The organism is Solibacillus sp. (assembly GCF_040273735.1).
Taxonomy (GTDB): domain Bacteria; phylum Bacillota; class Bacilli; order Bacillales_A; family Planococcaceae; genus Solibacillus.
Map to the genome: position 1 here is coordinate 127,110 of NZ_JBELZM010000008.1, position 17,097 is coordinate 144,206.

General features: G+C 40.2%; 15 protein-coding genes. 14 read left to right on the plus strand and 1 reads right to left on the minus strand.

Annotated elements, in window-relative coordinates; all coding sequences use genetic code 11:
• Positions 1 to 21: 21 nt before the first annotated feature.
• The 10 genes from ABS917_RS10055 to ABS917_RS10100 all read left to right on the plus strand — a co-directional run bounded on the left by ABS917_RS10055 (position 22) and on the right by ABS917_RS10100 (position 11,065).
• On the plus strand, positions 22 to 915 hold the full coding sequence (locus ABS917_RS10055; RefSeq protein ID WP_014822677.1) for a carbohydrate ABC transporter permease: 894 nt from the start codon (positions 22 to 24) through the stop codon (positions 913 to 915).
• 14 nt (positions 916 to 929) lie between these two features.
• On the plus strand, positions 930 to 1,754 hold the full coding sequence (locus tag ABS917_RS10060) for a carbohydrate ABC transporter permease (RefSeq protein WP_350478844.1): 825 nt from the start codon (positions 930 to 932) through the stop codon (positions 1,752 to 1,754).
• A gap of 10 nt (positions 1,755 to 1,764) precedes the next feature.
• A complete protein-coding gene (locus ABS917_RS10065) occupies positions 1,765 to 2,796 on the plus strand; it encodes a serine hydrolase domain-containing protein (protein ID WP_350478845.1) in 1,032 nt (343 codons plus the stop codon).
• A 13-nt stretch (positions 2,797 to 2,809) separates the two neighbouring features.
• Positions 2,810 to 3,787 (plus strand): N-acetylglucosamine kinase, encoded by a 978-nt coding sequence (locus tag ABS917_RS10070; protein ID WP_350478846.1) that lies wholly within the window; start codon positions 2,810 to 2,812, stop codon positions 3,785 to 3,787.
• The gene (gene murQ / locus ABS917_RS10075) at positions 3,784 to 4,689 is read left to right on the plus strand and encodes an N-acetylmuramic acid 6-phosphate etherase (RefSeq protein WP_350478847.1); all 906 of its coding nucleotides are present in this window, start codon (positions 3,784 to 3,786) and stop codon (positions 4,687 to 4,689) included. Before ABS917_RS10070 ends, murQ begins: the two co-directional genes overlap by 4 nt.
• Before the next feature lie 161 nt (positions 4,690 to 4,850).
• On the plus strand, positions 4,851 to 5,993 hold the full coding sequence (locus ABS917_RS10080) for an acyl-CoA dehydrogenase family protein (protein WP_350478848.1): 1,143 nt from the start codon (positions 4,851 to 4,853) through the stop codon (positions 5,991 to 5,993).
• Between the two features lie 22 nt (positions 5,994 to 6,015).
• Complete coding sequence (locus tag ABS917_RS10085; protein WP_350478849.1) at positions 6,016 to 7,197, plus strand: acetyl-CoA C-acetyltransferase; 1,182 nt, start codon at positions 6,016 to 6,018, stop codon at positions 7,195 to 7,197.
• A 517-nt stretch (positions 7,198 to 7,714) separates the two neighbouring features.
• Positions 7,715 to 8,947, plus strand: coding sequence for a DEAD/DEAH box helicase (locus ABS917_RS10090; protein WP_350478850.1), 1,233 nt, complete (start codon positions 7,715 to 7,717; stop codon positions 8,945 to 8,947).
• A 3-nt stretch (positions 8,948 to 8,950) separates the two neighbouring features.
• Positions 8,951 to 10,180, plus strand: a complete 1,230-nt coding sequence (locus ABS917_RS10095; RefSeq protein ID WP_350478851.1) for an aminopeptidase — start codon at positions 8,951 to 8,953, stop codon at positions 10,178 to 10,180.
• Between the two features lie 21 nt (positions 10,181 to 10,201).
• Positions 10,202 to 11,065: an SGNH/GDSL hydrolase family protein gene (locus tag ABS917_RS10100; protein WP_350478852.1), complete on the plus strand. Its 864-nt coding sequence runs from the start codon at positions 10,202 to 10,204 to the stop codon at positions 11,063 to 11,065.
• A gap of 50 nt (positions 11,066 to 11,115) precedes the next feature.
• On the opposite strand, the gene ABS917_RS10105 is transcribed toward ABS917_RS10100, so the two are convergent.
• Entirely contained in the window at positions 11,116 to 12,759 is a 1,644-nt protein-coding gene (locus ABS917_RS10105) for a glutathione ABC transporter substrate-binding protein (protein ID WP_350478853.1), read from the minus strand.
• A gap of 396 nt (positions 12,760 to 13,155) precedes the next feature.
• On the opposite strand from ABS917_RS10105, the gene nikC reads away from it, so the two are divergent.
• The 4 genes from nikC to ABS917_RS10125 are packed head-to-tail and all read left to right on the plus strand — an operon-like array spanning position 13,156 to position 17,065.
• A complete protein-coding gene (gene nikC / locus ABS917_RS10110) occupies positions 13,156 to 14,052 on the plus strand; it encodes a nickel transporter permease (RefSeq protein WP_350478854.1) in 897 nt (298 codons plus the stop codon).
• A 15-nt stretch (positions 14,053 to 14,067) separates the two neighbouring features.
• Positions 14,068 to 15,021: an ABC transporter permease gene (locus ABS917_RS10115; RefSeq protein WP_350478855.1), complete on the plus strand. Its 954-nt coding sequence runs from the start codon at positions 14,068 to 14,070 to the stop codon at positions 15,019 to 15,021.
• Positions 15,022 to 15,042: 21 nt separating this feature from the next.
• Positions 15,043 to 16,080: an ABC transporter ATP-binding protein gene (locus ABS917_RS10120; protein ID WP_350478856.1), complete on the plus strand. Its 1,038-nt coding sequence runs from the start codon at positions 15,043 to 15,045 to the stop codon at positions 16,078 to 16,080.
• On the plus strand, positions 16,052 to 17,065 hold the full coding sequence (locus ABS917_RS10125; RefSeq protein ID WP_350478857.1) for an ABC transporter ATP-binding protein: 1,014 nt from the start codon (positions 16,052 to 16,054) through the stop codon (positions 17,063 to 17,065). The genes ABS917_RS10120 and ABS917_RS10125 overlap by 29 nt, the downstream gene beginning before the upstream one ends.
• Positions 17,066 to 17,097: the final 32 nt, after the last annotated feature.

Consider the following 17,097-nt stretch of genomic DNA (forward strand, 5'->3'; position numbering starts at 1 on the left):
ATAGAGAAAGGAGTAACGACAATGACCTTTTCTTCCAAAAGCAAATATTTGTTTTTAGCATTTTGTTTACTGCCGACTTTTCTGCTCTTTTTAATTTTTACTGTTTACCCTATGCTAGGCGGGTTGTATTACTCATTTTTTGAATGGTCCGGAACAAGTGCAAACAAAACATTTATCGGCTTAGATAATTATATTCGTCTATGGAACGACTCCATTATTAAAAAGGCGATCATAAATGACTTTTTCTTCGTATTTGTAAAAGTCATTGGGATTATGACGCTCGCTCTATTTTTTGCAGTGGCTTTAACGCAGTTAAAAATTAAAGAAGCGCCATTCTACCGGATTGTATTTTTCTTTCCTAATATTATGTCCGTAGTAGTTATCGGGATTTTATGGCAGTTTATTTATGATCCGAACATGGGGATTGTAAACAGTCTATTAAATCAGATCGGATTGACAGAATGGGCGCGCCCTTGGTTAGGGGATAAAACATGGGTACTGCCTAGTATAGCAATTCCCGCAATTTGGGCAGGGATTGGATTATTTATGCTCCTTATTATGGGAGGTATTTCGAATGTGCCGAAAAGTTTATATGAAGCTGCAGATATTGATGGTGCATCCGAGTGGCAGCAATTTTGGCATATTACGGTTCCGCTCGTTTGGCCACAAATAAAAACATCCATTCTTTATATCATTATTACATCTCTTAACGGTTCGTTTGTACTTGTGCAAGTAATGACAGGTGGTGGACCGGGAAGTGCTTCAGAAGTAATGGGCTCGTATTTATACCAGCGCGCGTTTGAAGATTTCCAATTTGGCTATGGTGCAGCGATTGGAGTTCTAATCCTTGTCGTATCGCTCATTACTGTTCTCGTTTCCCAATTTATATTGAAAAAAGAAAAAGTCGAATATTAACGGGGGGAATTTAGATGAAAGTAGTTTCACAAATTTTAGTACGTATCCCGTTAATCCTATGGGCGTTTATCGTAATTTTCCCATTAATATGGATGTTTATGGGTGCGTTTAAATCGAATGCAGAAATCTTCACGTCACCTTGGTCATTGCCGACTGATTTTAGTATTACAAATTTTGAACGTGCATGGAATGACTACAATATCGGGCGAGCATTTTTAAATAGTTTTTTTGTTACATTACTTGGCTCATTTTTAACACTTATATTATCGATTCCAACAGCTTACGCATTGGAGCGTGTTCGTTCGAAATTGGGTGAAGTGCTAGTAAACGTATATTTAGCGTCAATGATGATTCCATCTGTTTTAGGTTGGATCCCTCTATTTTTCTTATTAATGAAGTTTAATTTACTGGATAATTTGTGGGCGTTATCTCTTGTTTATGCTATTTCACATGTACCTTTTACGATCTTCATTCTCGTTGGGTTCATAGGAAATATTCCTAAAGAGCTGGAAGAAGCAGCGGTCGTTGATGGTATGAGTCCATATGGAATTCTGTTTAAAATTGTGACACCACTAATCAAGTCTGGGATCATGACAGTTACAATCTTGAATGCTATTTCATATTGGAATGAATTTTTCATGGCGTTAATTTTACTGCAAACAGAAAGTAAAAATACGTTAGGTGTTGCGATGAATTTACTGAAAATAGACGCGCAATACGATAGTGCATGGGGTGTATTATTTGCAGGTCTATGTATTGCTGTTATTCCGGTAATCATTTTCTATTCGATTTTCCAACGCCATATCGTAAAAGGTATGACAGAAGGTGCAATCAAATAGGAGGGGAATCATGTCTTTTTCACGAGTAGAAGAGTTTATTGAAACAGCGATCCAAAACAAAGAACTGCCTGGTGCGGTATTGGCTGTGGCAAATGCAAAAGATGTCCTTTACTGTAAAGCATTTGGTATGGCACATACGGAACTGCAAATTCCAATGACGGAACAGACCATGTTTGATTGTGCTTCATTAACGAAAGTAACAGCGACGGCAAGCTCTATTTTATTATTGCTTGAGCAGGGTTTTATTGATATGGATGATTCCATTAGCTACTACTTTCCGGAATTTAAGTTGATGCATGAAGAAGTTAAGATTCGTCATTTATTAACACATACTAGCGGCTTTCAGGCTGAAATTAAGTTTTATAAAGAAGGGATAGTATACACTGATGTCATTGAACGGATAGCGCAGGAAACAGGACGGAAAAGCGTTGAGCAGCAGGTGATCTATAGTGATGTAAACTATATTTTATTAGGAATACTAATAGAACAGGTTACCGGAATTTCATTAGCAGACTATGCCTATAAAAATATTTTTCAGCCGCTTCGTATGCACAATACCGTATTTAATCCGTCTGCCCAGTTACAGGGGAAAATTGCTGCTACTGAATACCGTACCTATTTAAAGAAACATCAGTGGGGTGAAGTGCATGATGAAAATGCACTGCATTTTGGCGGAGTAAGCGGGCACGCTGGGTTGTTTTCGACTGCAGAAGACTTGGCAAAGTTTGCTCAATCGTTTATGGAAAGTACCGGTTCAGTTTTTCACGAGCATACTAAACAATTAGCAAAGCAGAATTTTACTAAGCAGCATGAGGAACAGCGCGGATTAGGGTGGCAATTGTATTCCTCACCTTCATTTTCCGGCCAATATTTAAGAGAAGGTTTTGGGCATACAGGTTTTACGGGCACTTCACTTTGGATATCGGATGAGAAGCAAATAGCAATTATTCTGTTAACAAATCGCGTTCATTTTGGACGTAGTTGTGATATTCAACGATTTCGACGGATTGTGCATAACTTAGTTGCACTTGAAAATGAATAGATAAGGTGAGCATATGTCAGGAAAATTATGGATTGGTATAGATGGTGGCGGCACGAAAACAACCGCTGTAATTGGTGATGAAAGTGGACATTTACTTGCAGTTGCCAAAGGGAGTTCCGGCAATTTAACAGCGATTTCAACAGAGCAGTTGTACACACTAATAAATGAATTAATCAACCAGTTGTTAACAAAGACAGATGCCGCATTTACAGATGTGGAAATTGTATATGCTGCAATGGCAGGGGCAGATCGACAAGCTGAGCAACAGAAAATATATGAGGCTTTTAAGCAATCACCAGTTCTGGAAAAACTTAAAATTCAGAGTGATATCCATGCCGCATTAGCAGCGGGAACTTGGGGCAGGGAAGGTACTTTAATTATTTCCGGGACCGGAGCCATTATATTCGGTTATGAGCAGCAAAAAACTTTTCGAGTTGGTGGCTGGGGCTATTTACTGGGTGACGAAGGAAGCGGCTATCATTTAGGGAAGCTGGCCATTCGTTCTGTATTAAAAGCGAATGATGACAAAGTACCTTTGAAACCTTTTCAGGAAAAGATATTGACCCATTTTAATGTACTGTCACCTGACCAGCTCATTACAAAAATTTATGGCAGCCCGAATCCCGTAACAGCTATTTCTTCTGTGAGCAGGATTTTGCTAGATGCTTTTGAAGAAGATCAAATAGCAAAATCCCTTGTCACTACAGTTCAAGAAGCTTTACTGGAACTTATTGAAAGTGCCTATTCAAGAATTGATCGGACGAAGCCGGTTGTATTACACGGCGGATTATTTTCGAATAATACATTTTATGAAGCGTTTACCTTACGTTTTTCATCGCGATTTCCTGATTTGATTGCTTTGAAGCCAACAATTTCGGGTACAGTTGGGGCTTACTTATTAGCATTACATGAAAGTAAAGTTGAAGTAAGTGATCCAGTTAAACAAACGATTCAACAAACATGGCGTCTATTGGAAGGTGAGATAACATGAATTACGATCAATTAACGACTGAAAAACGAAATAATGAAACAATGAATTTGGATGTAATGCCTATCTCGGACATACTTCAAATCATGAATAAAGAAGATATGCATGTTGTGAAAAGTGTCGAACAAGTGTTACCTACCATTGAGAAGGTGATTAAAAGAGTTGTTGAAAACATAAATAATGGAGGACGCCTTTTTTATATCGGAGCGGGAACTAGTGGTCGTTTAGGAATGCTTGATGCATCTGAATGTCCCCCTACTTTCATGACCGATCCGGAGCTAGTACAAACGATAATGGCGGGCGGAAGGGATGCATTTTTCCAGGCAGTTGAAAATGCTGAAGATCGTTTGGAAGATGGAATAAACAAAATAAAGGAAAAAAACATAACGCAGTTCGATTCCGTTATCGGTATTACGGCAAGTGGTACGACACCATTTGTAATGGGTGCTTTAGAGTACGCGCAATCTGCCGGTGCCTACACAGTAAGTTTGACGAGCAATATCAATTCTGAAGTAAGCCGCTATGCGGAAGAAGCGATTGAAGTCGTCGTAGGGCCAGAAATATTAACAGGATCAACACGATTAAAAGCTGCTACATCGCATAAAATGATTTTAAATATGATCAGTACGGCATCGATGGTTCAATTAGGCAAAGTGTATGAAAACTTAATGGTCGATGTACATGCAAGCAATAATAAATTAATAGAGCGGGCTAAAAGAATTGTCATCGATGCGACGGACTGCAAATATGAGGAAGCAGAAGAGGTACTTGAAAAAACAAAATTTGCTGTTAAGCCGGCAATTGTCATGCTAAAAACAAATGAAAATTATGAACGAGTAAAGCTTGCGTTAGAACAAGTAAATGGCCATACAAGGAAAGCTATTTTACTTTTAAACAATAGTTAATAGCGAGAGTTGTCATGAATAATTCTGGCAACTCTTTTTGTTTTTTTACTAGAATTTCTGTATAGTGCAATAATATTTCTTATAAAACCATTGTTTCCGTTTTTTGTGCCTGTTAAAATTGAAATGTACTAATATTCAGAAAAAACAAAAGGGGCGGGGAAATGGGCATTTATACAGAAGAGCATGAGATGTTTAGAAAAGCTTTACGCAAAATGCTGGATAAAGAGGCGTATCCTTATTTTGAACAATGGGAAAAGGATCGGGATATTCCACATGAGTTTTGGCTGAAGCTTGGGGAGAATGGCTTTTTATGTCCAATGGTGAGTGAAGAGTATGGGGGGCTTGCACTGGATTTTGGCTATTCTGCTATATTAACGGAGGAACTTGAGCGTGTAGGCGCAGGGTTAGCAAGCGGGATTTCGCTTCATTCCGATATTGTGACACCTTATATTGAAGCATACGGGACAACTGCACAAAAGGAAAAATGGCTTCCTAAAAGCGTTACAGGCGAGTACATTTCAGCTATTGCTATGACGGAACCGGGTGCAGGCTCTGATCTTGCAGGCATTCAAACGACAGCGAAAAAAGATGGAGAGTTTTATATTTTAAATGGTGAAAAAACGTTTATTACGAATGGCATTCATGCTGATTATGTTGTTGTCGTTTGTAAAACAGATCCGCAGGCAAGTCCGGCATATAAAGGGGTTAGTCTGCTTATTGTAGAGAATGGTACACCTGGTTTCAAGCGTGGAAAAAAACTCGATAAAATCGGGATGCACAGTGCAGATACTGGAGAGCTGATTTTTGAAGATGTACATGTACCGGTAGAAAACTTATTAGGGGAAGAAAACCGGGGCTTCTATTATTTAATGGAAAAACTGCAGCAGGAACGTCTTATTGTTGCTATAGAAACACAAATCGAGGCTGAGTGCTGTTTGAAACTGACAGTAGACTATGTAAAAGAACGAAAAGCATTCGGCAGCCGCATCGCCGATTTCCAAAATACTCAATTTAAGTTAGCGGAAATGGCAACTGAAATTGACCTTGGCCGTACATATGTCGATAGTTTAATTGCCAAACATATTGCAGGACAAGAAATCGTGAAGGAAGTATCGATGGCCAAATGGTGGATCAGTGAAATGGCCAAGCGTGTGGTATCGGATTGTCTGCAACTGCACGGTGGGTACGGTTATATGGAGGAATATGAAATTGCAAGACGATACCGTGATATTCCGGTAGCAGCAATTTACGCGGGTACTACCGAAATCATGAAGGGGATTATCGCAAAACAAATTATAAAATAGTACTTACAAAGGGGATGGAATAATGAAAAATGTATATATCGTAGACGGGGCACGTACAGCATTTACAGCTTTTGGAGGTTCTTTTGCAGCAACAGATGCAGTACAGCTTGGTACAAGAACAGCAGTGGAAGCGTTAAAGCGCGCAAACGTACAGCCTGAGCAAGTCGACCATGTCATTTACGGGGGTGTAATTACAACTGGTGCAAATTCGGCATATTTAGCCCGTCATATCGGTCTTTATGCAGGGGTGCCAAAAGAAGTGCCGGCATTAACGTTAAACCGTCTTTGCGGATCGGGTATGCAATCGGTTGTATCGGCGGCTCAGATGATTCAGCTAGGTGAAGGGGATGTTGTACTCGCTGGGGGAGCGGAAAATATGTCCCAATCGCCATATTCAAATTTCGAACAACGCTTCAGCGGTTCGAAACTAGGCAACCTGGAGTTTACAGATATGCTTCAAGCTACATTGACTGACCAGTATACAGGCTCAGGGATGGGCTTGACGGCAGAAAAACTTGCTGAACAATATACGATTTCCCGCGAGGAGCAAGATGCATTCGCACTTCTATCAAATGAACGTGCTGCAAAAGCGCGTCAGGACGGTACCTTTGCAAAAGAGATCGTGCCGGTTGCTGTAGCTACGAGAAAAGGCGAGATTTTAATAGATCAGGATGAACATATTAAAGAAGGCGGTACACTGGAGAGCTTGGCAAAGTTACGCCCTGCATTTAAAAAAGACGGCTCAGTTACTGCTGCGAACGCTTCCGGCATTAATGACGGAGCAGCTTCCATCGTTGTCGCAAGTAAAAATTTTGTGGAGGAACAAGGGTTAAAGCCGTTAGCCCGCATTGTATCATGGGGAATAGCGGGTGTAGATCCGACAATTATGGGAATCGGCCCGGCTCCGGCAATACGCCAAGCATTGGAGCGTGCGAATTTAACAATTGAAGATATGGATTTAGTTGAAATTAATGAAGCATTTGCTGCCCAATATATCGCGGTGGAAAAAGAACTTGGCCTGGACCGTGAGAAAACGAATGTAAATGGTGGTGCAATTGCCCTCGGTCACCCCGTTGGTGCAAGTGGAACAAGAATCATCTTATCCGCTGCATATGAACTGCAACGACGCAACGGGAAGTATGCGGTTGCAAGTCTTTGTATCGGTGGCGGACAAGGAATTGCTTTAATTATCGAGAGAGTGTAGAAGCTAGGCGTGCTGGAAGGAGATTTCCGGCATGCTTTTTTGTTGTGGGGGTTTTTATTAGAACAATGGAGAAAGTTATTAGAAGAAATGTAGGGGATATTAGAAGAAATGGTGAGATTATTAGAACTTCGGTTGATGCTTAAGTTCATGGGCGAGTTTTTAAGTTCAAATCGTGTAAAAAGTATAAGGTTTGAATTTTATTAGAACAATAATGTGGGATATTAGAAAATGTCGGGGCGATATTAGAAAAAGGCAAGATGATATTAGAACAAAGCGAACTGTTATTAGCACAATAGCAGGATATATTAGAAGATTGCCATTTTATTAGAACTAATTAAATTATATTAGATGATTTTCAAACTTATTAGAAAATCCCCCAGCTTCCACGCTCCGTTTGTAAATTGACATATCGCCTCCTTTTCCCTCTATAAAACACCAACCGATATTCCGCCAAATTTTCGCATTAATAATGGAATATGGTACACTAAAGCCAACGAATAAAAGGTGGTAAAACAATATGTCAGCAATTAGCTTATTAAACGAAACACTTCAAAATAAATGGTCATTTGAAACGACAATGAAAATACAAGAGGAAATGATTCCTGCGATGGTTGAGGGAAAAGATATCGTGGCAGAATCACCGACAGGTTCAGGTAAAACACTAGCCTACACATTACCGATTTTAAATAAAGTAGACGGTAACAAGAAACAAACACAAGCATTGATCGTTGCACCTTCACAAGAGCTTGCGATGCAGATCGTCGAAGTAATCCGTGACTGGACAGCAGGAACAGATATCACTGTACAGCAACTAATCGGTGGTGCGAACTCGGCACGCCAAATCGAAAAATTAAAGAAAAAGCCAACAATTGTTGTCGGTACACCTGGACGCTTAAATGAACTAGCACGCCAAGGTAAATTAAAACTTAAAGAAATCGAGACGATCGTTTTGGATGAATGCGATCAGTTGCTTAGCCGCGAGTATCGTGTTGTTGTAAAATCGTTTATCGAAAACTCTGCATTCGGCCGTCAAGTCGTTGTCGTTTCGGCTACGATTACAGAAGAGATCAAGCTTGTAGCAGAGCGCTTAATGTTCGAGCCGATCAGCATTGAAATAAAGCCGGAAGATATGGTGAAGTTCGGTAAAGTTGTCCACTCTTTTGTAAAAGTAGAAGAGCGAGACAAAACCGATATGCTTCGTCGATTAGCCAATATTGAAGGATTGCGCGGATTGGCTTTTGTTAATAACATCGACCAAGTACTAATGAAGCAAAACAAGCTGGAATACCGTGATGCGCCGATTGTAGCACTTCACTCGGATATGAAAAAAGATGAGCGTAAAAAAGCGCTGGATGCATTCCGAAAAGGGGACGCACGTATTTTAATTGCGACAGACATTGCAGCTCGAGGTTTAGATATTTCAGGTTTAACACATGTTATTCATGTCGATGTACCAAGAACAATCGAGCAGTATACACACCGTTCAGGGCGTACAGGACGTGCCGGTGCAGACGGAGAAGTACTGACATTACTATCGTACAAAGACGAAAAGACATTCAAAAAATGGTTGCGCGATCTTTCCTTAAAGGGTATTCAAAAAGTATGGACTCAAGGACAGCTTGTCGAGGGGAATGCAAAGACAGTAACATCTAAAGCGGCACCTGCAGCGAGCAAAGCAACAGAAAAAAAGCCGTATCAACCAAAGTCCAATAAAAAAGGCATGACTTTCAGTAAGAAAAAGGAGAAATAATTCATGACATTCCAAGAGAAGTTAGAGCAATTTGCAGATTTAGCCGTTCGAATCGGAGTAAATATTCAAAAAGGACAATATTTATTAATTAACACATCTACGGATACGCTGGACTTTACACGTATTGTCGTTAAAAAAGCATATGAAGCAGGCGCAAGCCGTGTTCATGTAAACTTAACTGATGCCAGCTTTGAGCGTGCTTATTATGAGAATGTTACGGTGGAAGAAACAGCTAATTTCCCGAAATGGGTTGTCGCACAACGTGAAGAATTGATTGAACGTAAAGGTGCACTTCTTTGGATCGATGCGGAAAATCCTGATTTACTGGCAGGTATTGATTCAGAAAAAATCGGAGCACAGCAGAAAGCAGCCGGTGCAGCTTTAGTTAATTACCGTAAGGCTGTTATGAATGATGATATTGCATGGTCAATCATTGCTGTTCCTTCGTCGAAATGGGCGGCAAAAGTATTCCCTGATTTACCGGAACAAGAGCAGGTTCCTGCATTATGGGATGCTATCTTCAAAACAGTGCGTATAGGTGAAGGGGATGCAGTAGCAAACTGGCAAACTCATATTGAAAACTTACATGCACGTGCAGATATGCTGAATAAGAAAAAGTATGCGAAGCTTCATTACACGGCTCCTGGTACAGACTTGACGATTGAACTTCCGGAAAAACATTTGTGGAAAAGCGGAAGCAGCGAGGCACCTGAGGGTACGACATTCATCGCGAATATGCCGACAGAAGAAGTCTTCACATTACCTGCGAAATATGGTGTAAACGGCTATGTATCAAATACGAAACCGCTCGTTTATAAAGGTAATATTATTGATGATTTCAAGCTGACTTTTGAAAAAGGTAAAATCGTTAACGTCGAGGCAAAAGTAGGTCAGGACTTATTACAGCAGTTAGTTGCTTCTGACGAAGGGTCTTCGTATTTGGGAGAAGTGGCATTAGTACCGCATGAATCACCTATTTCTTCATCAAATATTTTATATTACAACACATTATTCGATGAAAATGCCTCTAACCATTTAGCAATCGGAGAAGCATATCCGACGTGCTATGAAGGTGGCAAGGAACTTGAAAAGGGCCAACTGGAAGCACTGGGCATTAATACATCAATTACACATGAAGATTTCATGATCGGCAGTGCGGAAATGGATATTGACGGAATTCTGGCAGATGGCACAACAGAACCGATTTTCAGAAAAGGTAATTGGGCATTCTAACAATTGAAGTGGGGTGAATAAATGCGAAAAATAATATTCAGTCTTATTTTTTGTATTGTTCTGTTTCCAACGGCAGTATTAGCCAATGAACGGGAAGTTTATATTGCACTTGGCGACTCTTTGGCAGCAGGGCAAACACCTTACAGTCAAATTGATGCAGGTTATACGGATTTCATTGCTTTGCAGCTGGAGCGCCATGGCAAGCTCGGGTATTTTTCTAAAGAGCTTACTTTCCCCGGCTACCGTGTTGGAAATGTGATTGAAACAATTCAGTCTGAAAAGGCTGCACCATTACTAAGTGAGGCAACATTAATCACACTGTCAGCCGGAGCGAATAATTTACTGCCGCTTATTACACATAACCCGCTACAGGGAACAATCGCTTTTAGTCAGCTTAATGCGAATTTCGCATTAAATGAAGTGCGTACCCAAATGGGAGAGCTGCTTTCGTTAATTAATGCAAAGGCACCGAAAGCGACAGTTTATGTACTTGGCTATTATTTGCCTTATGCAAGTGTTCATAAAGAACAGGCAGAAGGAGCGGTAGAGGCGGTACAGCTTCTAAATACGATTCTGAAGCAGGAAACAGAAGCAGCAGGCTATAGATTTGTAGATGTTTATGAAGCATTTGACCAGCAGCGCACAACATATTTGCCGAATGTGGCGGATGTACATCCAAACCAGCTAGGGTACCGTATTATGGCTAATGAAATGTTGAAAAGTTATAGCGGGAATGAGACACTCATTTTGCCTATCGATGCAATGCCAGCCCCAAACCCGAAAACATTTGAAGAAATACTGCAGCTGCAAAGGGAGTCAGCTGTAGAAGAAATACCATATATCGCTCTGCATACGCTGGATCAACCGATACCGATATTTGTATAAAAAAAGCATTCCATCAAGAAATTCTTGAAGGAATGCTTTTTTGTTTTCAATTACTCGCTAATTTTAACGTCACGTAATTGATAGATGCTGTCAGTACCAACGTTGAAGCCAGAAACTTTATCAGATACACCAGTTAAAGTATATGGGTGTAATACGAATGCCATTGGCGACTCGTCTGAGATAAGTTGTAAAGCTTCTTTGTAGATTGCTTCACGTGCAGTTGGATCTGCTTCACGACGACCTTTTTCTAATAATTCATCTACTTTTTCGCTTGTGTAGAATGAACGGTTACCTGGGTCACCATGTTGTGAAGAGTGGAATAATGCATATAGACCGTAGTCCGCATCACCAGTTGGGTTAGACCAGCCTAAGATGAACATGTCGTGCTCACCAGCAGCTGTTTTTTCCAAGTATGAACCGAACTCCATTACTTCGATTTCAGCTTGAATGTTTAATTTCTTTAATTCTTCTTGTAAAACAATTGCAACTTGTTGACGAGCTGGATTATCATTCGTCCAAATTGTTGTTTTAAAGCCGTCCGCATATCCTGCTTCTGCAAGTAATGCTTTAGCTTCGTCAATGTTGTAAGCCATAGAAGTCACATCTTCTGTGTATCCGAAAATACCAGGAGCTAATGGTGAAATCGCAGGAATACCAAAGCCTTCATAAATACCATCGATTAAAGTAGGGCGATCGATTGCTTTAGAAATTGCCTGACGTACTTTTGGATCGTTGAAAGGTTCTTTTTCAGTATTGAAACCAAGGTATGTTAAAGATGAAGAAGCAGTTTCCAATACAGAAGCGCCCTCAAAAGTATTAACATTTGCTACTTGACCTGGCTCAACTGCACCGATAATGTGTGCATAACCTGATTGTAATTCCGCTACACGAGTAGCACTTTCTGGTACTACTTTAAATGTTACAGAATCAATGTGTACTGGAGTGCCAGCGTATTCTGCGAACTTAACTAATTTAATTTCAGTACCTGGAGTCCAGCTCTCAAATTTGAATGGACCAGTACCAACCGGGTTTGTTCCGATTACAGAACCAGCTTTGACTGATGAATCAGCTTCCATTGCAGCGTAATCTTCTTCAATAGATTTAGGTGAAATGATACTACCACCATTATGCGTTAAGTGAGCAAGTAATGGTGAGAATGGGTATTCAGTTACAAATTGAACAGTAGATTCATCTACTACTTTAACTTCTGTTACCATCTCAAATAAGAAAGCGCGTGGAGATGCAACTTCTGGATCTAATAAACGGTCGAATGAAGTTTTTACAGCCTCAGCGTTAAATGCTTCACCGTCATGGAAAGTAACACCTGTTTTAAGCTTGAATTCCCAAGTTAAATCATCTACTTGAGTCCAAGATTCTGCAAGACCAGGTACTAATTCCCCGTTTGCATCACGGTTTACTAATGTTTCATAAAGGTTTGACTGAATGTTAGATGATGGTACGTCATTTGAACCATGTGGATCCAATGAGCTTGCATCAGATAACTCGGCGATAATTAAGTCGCCGCCAGCCGCAGCTTCCTCTGTAGTACCAGAGTCAGTATTTGTTTCAGTTCCAGTGTCTCCGCTATCTTTTGATGTGTCTTCTGAATCATCTCCACCAGCACATGCAGCTAGCACAAGTGCAAGTGTAAATGTAAGAAGCAGCATCCATAGCGACTTTTTAGAAAATGACATGTTGGAAGTCCCCCCATTTTTTATGATTTTAGAATATTACAAAAATGTAATTTCTGTTAATAGAATAGCACATGATTACAAAGCATCAAATACAAAAAAGAAAAAAACTTTTTTAAGTAGAAAAATTAAGTATTTTATAGTATCTTGTTATAATATTATTAAATTCAGAAAAATGATAAAAATATAACAGAATCAATTCTTTGGATTTATTTTCATATAAAAGTATATTATGTAAATATAACTTTTGGACTAAAAAACATAAAAATATTAAAATATTCTGAATTTTAGTAAAAAAATATTATGTTGAAATGTTCAGATTTCACTCTATATACTAATGCTTATACAAATTTAATATTGTTGTAAGAAGGAAAATAAAATTTGAAAGGGTGAATTATATTGAGTACAGCACAAACAGAGCAAAATCCTTCTACTGTGAGAAAAAGCAATCCCCGAGCAGAAGCTTTTAAAACATTTATGAAGCGTTTATTAAAGAATAAAGCGGCAGTAGTTGGAGGATTAGTCATTCTTTTTATCATTTTAGTAGGGATATTTGGACCATTTTTAGTAAAGACAGATCCAAATGCTCAAAATATTCTAAACAAATTACAACCACCTTCAAAAGAGCATTGGTTTGGTACTGATAACTTTGGCCGGGACATTTTCTCCCGTATTGTTAACGGTACAAAGCTAACGTTAACGGTAGGATTTTTATCCGTATTTATTGGCGGGGTTATCGGAGTCGTAATAGGAATTGTAGCCGGGTACTATGGAGGGGCAGTAGATACAATTACGATGCGTCTTATGGATATTTTGCTAGCATTCCCGGGTATTTTACTGGCACTTGCGATTGTATCAGTATTAGGTGGTAGTTTAATAAACGTAATTATTGCGGTTGGGATATTCTCAATACCGGCATTTGCCCGCATTGTCCGAGGATCAACCTTACAAGTGAAAAAACTCGAATACATCGATGCAGTTAAAGCACTGGGTGCATCAGATATTCGTATAATATTTAAGCACATTTTACCGAATATTATGTCACCTATTATCGTACAAGCAACGATGCGTATTGCAACGGCAATTCTGACAGCTTCCGGTTTAGCATTCCTAGGTTTAGGCGCACAGCCGCCAGCAGCGGAATGGGGAGCTATGTTAAGTGATGGTCGTGCGTTTATGCACAATGCGGGACATATGGTATTAATTCCTGGAATGATGATTGTTATCGTAGTATTGGCATTTAACATTTTTGGTGACGGTTTACGTGATGCACTTGATCCGAAGATGAAACAATAGGAGGTGGAACAGTAAATGACTAAATATATTATTCGTCGTTTATTACAAACGATTCCCGTACTGTTTGGGGTTTCAATTTTAGTATTTTCATTGATGTTCCTAATTCCTGGAGATCCTGCACAAGTAATGGCAGGGGAAGGTGCATCTGAACAAACGGTAGAAAATTTACGTGAAAAACTGGGTCTGAATGATCCGCCATATGTGCAATACGGCCGATTTTTAGGGAATGCCCTGCAAGGTGATTTAGGAAACTCTATTCGCAGCGGGCGCCCGGTAATGGATGAGATTCAGGCACGTTTTTGGATTACAGTGGAAGTGTCTGTGTATGCCACAATTTTAGCTGTATTTATCGGTTTAATTGCCGGTATTATTTCGGCAGTCCGTCATTATACGCTTACAGATGTATCGATTATGATTGTCGCGCTTTTCGGCCTATCAATGCCGAACTTCTGGTTAGGTTTACTGCTGATTCAATGGTTTGCATTAGGAAATCTGCCATTCGGTTTGGAGTTGCCGGAATTTTTAAAAATGCGTCCTTCCGGATGGGGAGATTCATGGCGCCAAATTATATTGCCTGTAGTAACACTAGGGACAGGTGGGGCAGCTATTATTGCTCGTATGACACGTTCGTCAATGCTTGAAGTAATTGGTCAGGACTATATTCGTACTGCTCGTGCAAAAGGTGTATCAGAACGTATCGTTATTTACCGCCACGCACTGAAAAATGCGCTAATCCCTGTTGTAACGGTTATTGGTCTGGAGTTTGGCGGTTTCTTAGGCGGTGCTGTATTAACAGAGACGATTTTCGCTATTAACGGTATGGGACGTCTGACAATTGATGCAATCAGGCAACGGGATTTCCCGATTGTTCAAGGGACTGTACTTGTAATTTCACTGTTATTCGTAATTGTAAACCTGCTTGTTGATATTTCTTACAAGTTCTTAAATAAACGAATTGATTTGAACTAAAGATGAAAAGAGGTGTGGCAAATGAATGAAACGGAAAACATTTTAGTCGTAAATAATTTACAAACATCATTCGGCACGGATGCTGGAGAGGTACGTGCTGTTGATGGTGTAAGCTTTACTGTTCCGAAAGGTAAAACAATCGGGATTGTAGGAGAATCGGGTTCTGGGAAAAGTATCACATCACTTTCAATACTGCGCTTACTTGCATCGAACGGCAAAACGAAAGGCGGCGAAGTACTTTTTAAAGGGAAGGACTTGCTGAAGCTTTCAGAAAAAGCGATGCGTGATATTCGAGGAAACCAGATTTCTATGATTTTCCAAGAACCGATGACATCGTTAAACCCGGTTTATACAGTAGGCCAGCAGATTAGTGAAACAATCCGAATCCATAAAAAGTTGGACAAAAAAGCAGCAATGCAGCAATCTGTTGAGATGCTGAAGCTTGTAGGTATTCCATCTCCGGAAAAGCGTGTAAAACAATACCCGCACGAACTTTCAGGAGGAATGCGTCAACGTGTAATGATTGCGATGGCACTGGCATGTGACCCGGAAATTTTAATTGCGGATGAGCCTACAACGGCGCTGGATGTAACGATTCAAGCACAAATTCTGGAACTGATAAAAGATCTGCAAAATCGTTTAGGCATGTCAGTTATTATGATTACTCATGATTTAGGTGTAGTAGCGGAAACATGTGATTATGTGGCAGTAATGTATGCAGGACAAGTGGTAGAATACTCAGATGTCCGTTCATTATTTAAAAATCCGAAACATCCATATACGTTAGGATTACTTAATTCATTACCACGTCACGATGTGGAACAGGAAAAACTGATCCCAATTAAAGGAATGGTGCCAAGCCCGCATGAAATGCCCGTAGGATGCCGCTTTGCTCCTCGTTGTCCTGTTGCAATCGAACTTTGCCATAAAAAGCAGCCGGATTTACTGAATACCGATGAAAATAGTTCAGAGCAAATCCGCTGTTGGTTGTATTCGGATGAATGGGATGGAGAATCGGAGGTGACGTTATATGGCGAAAAAAGAACTGTTAAAGGTTGAGGGACTAAAACAGTATTTCCCGATTAAGGGAGGATTTTTAGGCCGTACAGTCAATCACGTAAAAGCGGTAGATGATATTTCCTTTACGATTTATGAAGGGGAAACTGTCAGTATTGTAGGGGAATCGGGTTGTGGTAAATCCACGACAGGCCGTGCGATTTTACGATTGGAAGAGCCGACAGATGGTTCCGTAGTATTTCAAGGGACTGATATTACGAAAATTCCGAAAGGCGAAATGCGTAAATTCCGCAAAGATCTGCAAATCATTTTTCAGGACCCGTATGCGTCGATCAATCCGCGTCAGACAGTTGCAAGTGTGCTGAACGAAGCAATGCATATTCAAAATGTACTGCCGCCAAATCAGCGACGTGCCCGTATTGAACAACTGCTTGAAACTGTCGGATTACGACCATATCAGGCAGACCGCTACCCGCATGAATTCTCTGGTGGTCAACGTCAGCGTATCGGTATTGCCCGTGCGTTATCGGTTGATCCGAAACTGATTATTTGTGATGAAGCTGTATCAGCACTGGACGTTTCGATTCAGGCGCAAGTGCTGAACTTACTGGAAGAGCTGCAAAATGAATATGGATTAACTTATTTATTCATCTCGCATGACCTCGGGGTTGTACGTCATATCTCGGACCGTATTATTGTAATGTATTTAGGGAAAATTGTAGAGATTGCAGATAAAACAAGCCTGTTCGAAAACCCGCAGCATCCTTATACGAAAGCATTATTATCTGCGATTCCTGTACCTGATCCGGATGCTGTAAAAAATCGTATTGTTTTAAAAGGTGATGTACCGTCACCTATCGATCCACCACAAGGCTGCCGATTCCATACACGCTGTCCATTTGCGACAGATAAGTGCAGAACGGAAGAACCTGTTTTGCGTACATCTTCTATAATGAAGGATACGCATGAGGCAGCATGCCACTACATGGAAGAAATTTCAGCCGGCAAAATGGCTGTAAAGCAGTAATTATCGACCGCATTGTACGAACGAATATTCGT

What these genes read in the sequence shown, in the direction of transcription:
- ABS917_RS10055 (WP_014822677.1), top strand. Translation starts at nt 22, where the DNA reads ATGACCTTTTCTTCCAAAAGCAAATATTTGTTTTTAGCATTTTGTTTA.
- ABS917_RS10060 (WP_350478844.1), top strand. Translation starts at nt 930, where the DNA reads ATGAAAGTAGTTTCACAAATTTTAGTACGTATCCCGTTAATCCTATGG.
- ABS917_RS10065 (WP_350478845.1), top strand. Translation starts at nt 1,765, where the DNA reads ATGTCTTTTTCACGAGTAGAAGAGTTTATTGAAACAGCGATCCAAAAC.
- ABS917_RS10070 (WP_350478846.1), top strand. Translation starts at nt 2,810, where the DNA reads ATGTCAGGAAAATTATGGATTGGTATAGATGGTGGCGGCACGAAAACA.
- murQ (WP_350478847.1), top strand. Translation starts at nt 3,784, where the DNA reads ATGAATTACGATCAATTAACGACTGAAAAACGAAATAATGAAACAATG.
- ABS917_RS10080 (WP_350478848.1), top strand. Translation starts at nt 4,851, where the DNA reads ATGGGCATTTATACAGAAGAGCATGAGATGTTTAGAAAAGCTTTACGC.
- ABS917_RS10085 (WP_350478849.1), top strand. Translation starts at nt 6,016, where the DNA reads ATGAAAAATGTATATATCGTAGACGGGGCACGTACAGCATTTACAGCT.
- ABS917_RS10090 (WP_350478850.1), top strand. Translation starts at nt 7,715, where the DNA reads ATGTCAGCAATTAGCTTATTAAACGAAACACTTCAAAATAAATGGTCA.
- ABS917_RS10095 (WP_350478851.1), top strand. Translation starts at nt 8,951, where the DNA reads ATGACATTCCAAGAGAAGTTAGAGCAATTTGCAGATTTAGCCGTTCGA.
- ABS917_RS10100 (WP_350478852.1), top strand. Translation starts at nt 10,202, where the DNA reads ATGCGAAAAATAATATTCAGTCTTATTTTTTGTATTGTTCTGTTTCCA.
- ABS917_RS10105 (WP_350478853.1), bottom strand. Translation starts at nt 12,759, where the DNA reads ATGTCATTTTCTAAAAAGTCGCTATGGATGCTGCTTCTTACATTTACA.
- ABS917_RS10115 (WP_350478855.1), top strand. Translation starts at nt 14,068, where the DNA reads ATGACTAAATATATTATTCGTCGTTTATTACAAACGATTCCCGTACTG.
- ABS917_RS10120 (WP_350478856.1), top strand. Translation starts at nt 15,043, where the DNA reads ATGAATGAAACGGAAAACATTTTAGTCGTAAATAATTTACAAACATCA.
- ABS917_RS10125 (WP_350478857.1), top strand. Translation starts at nt 16,052, where the DNA reads ATGGCGAAAAAAGAACTGTTAAAGGTTGAGGGACTAAAACAGTATTTC.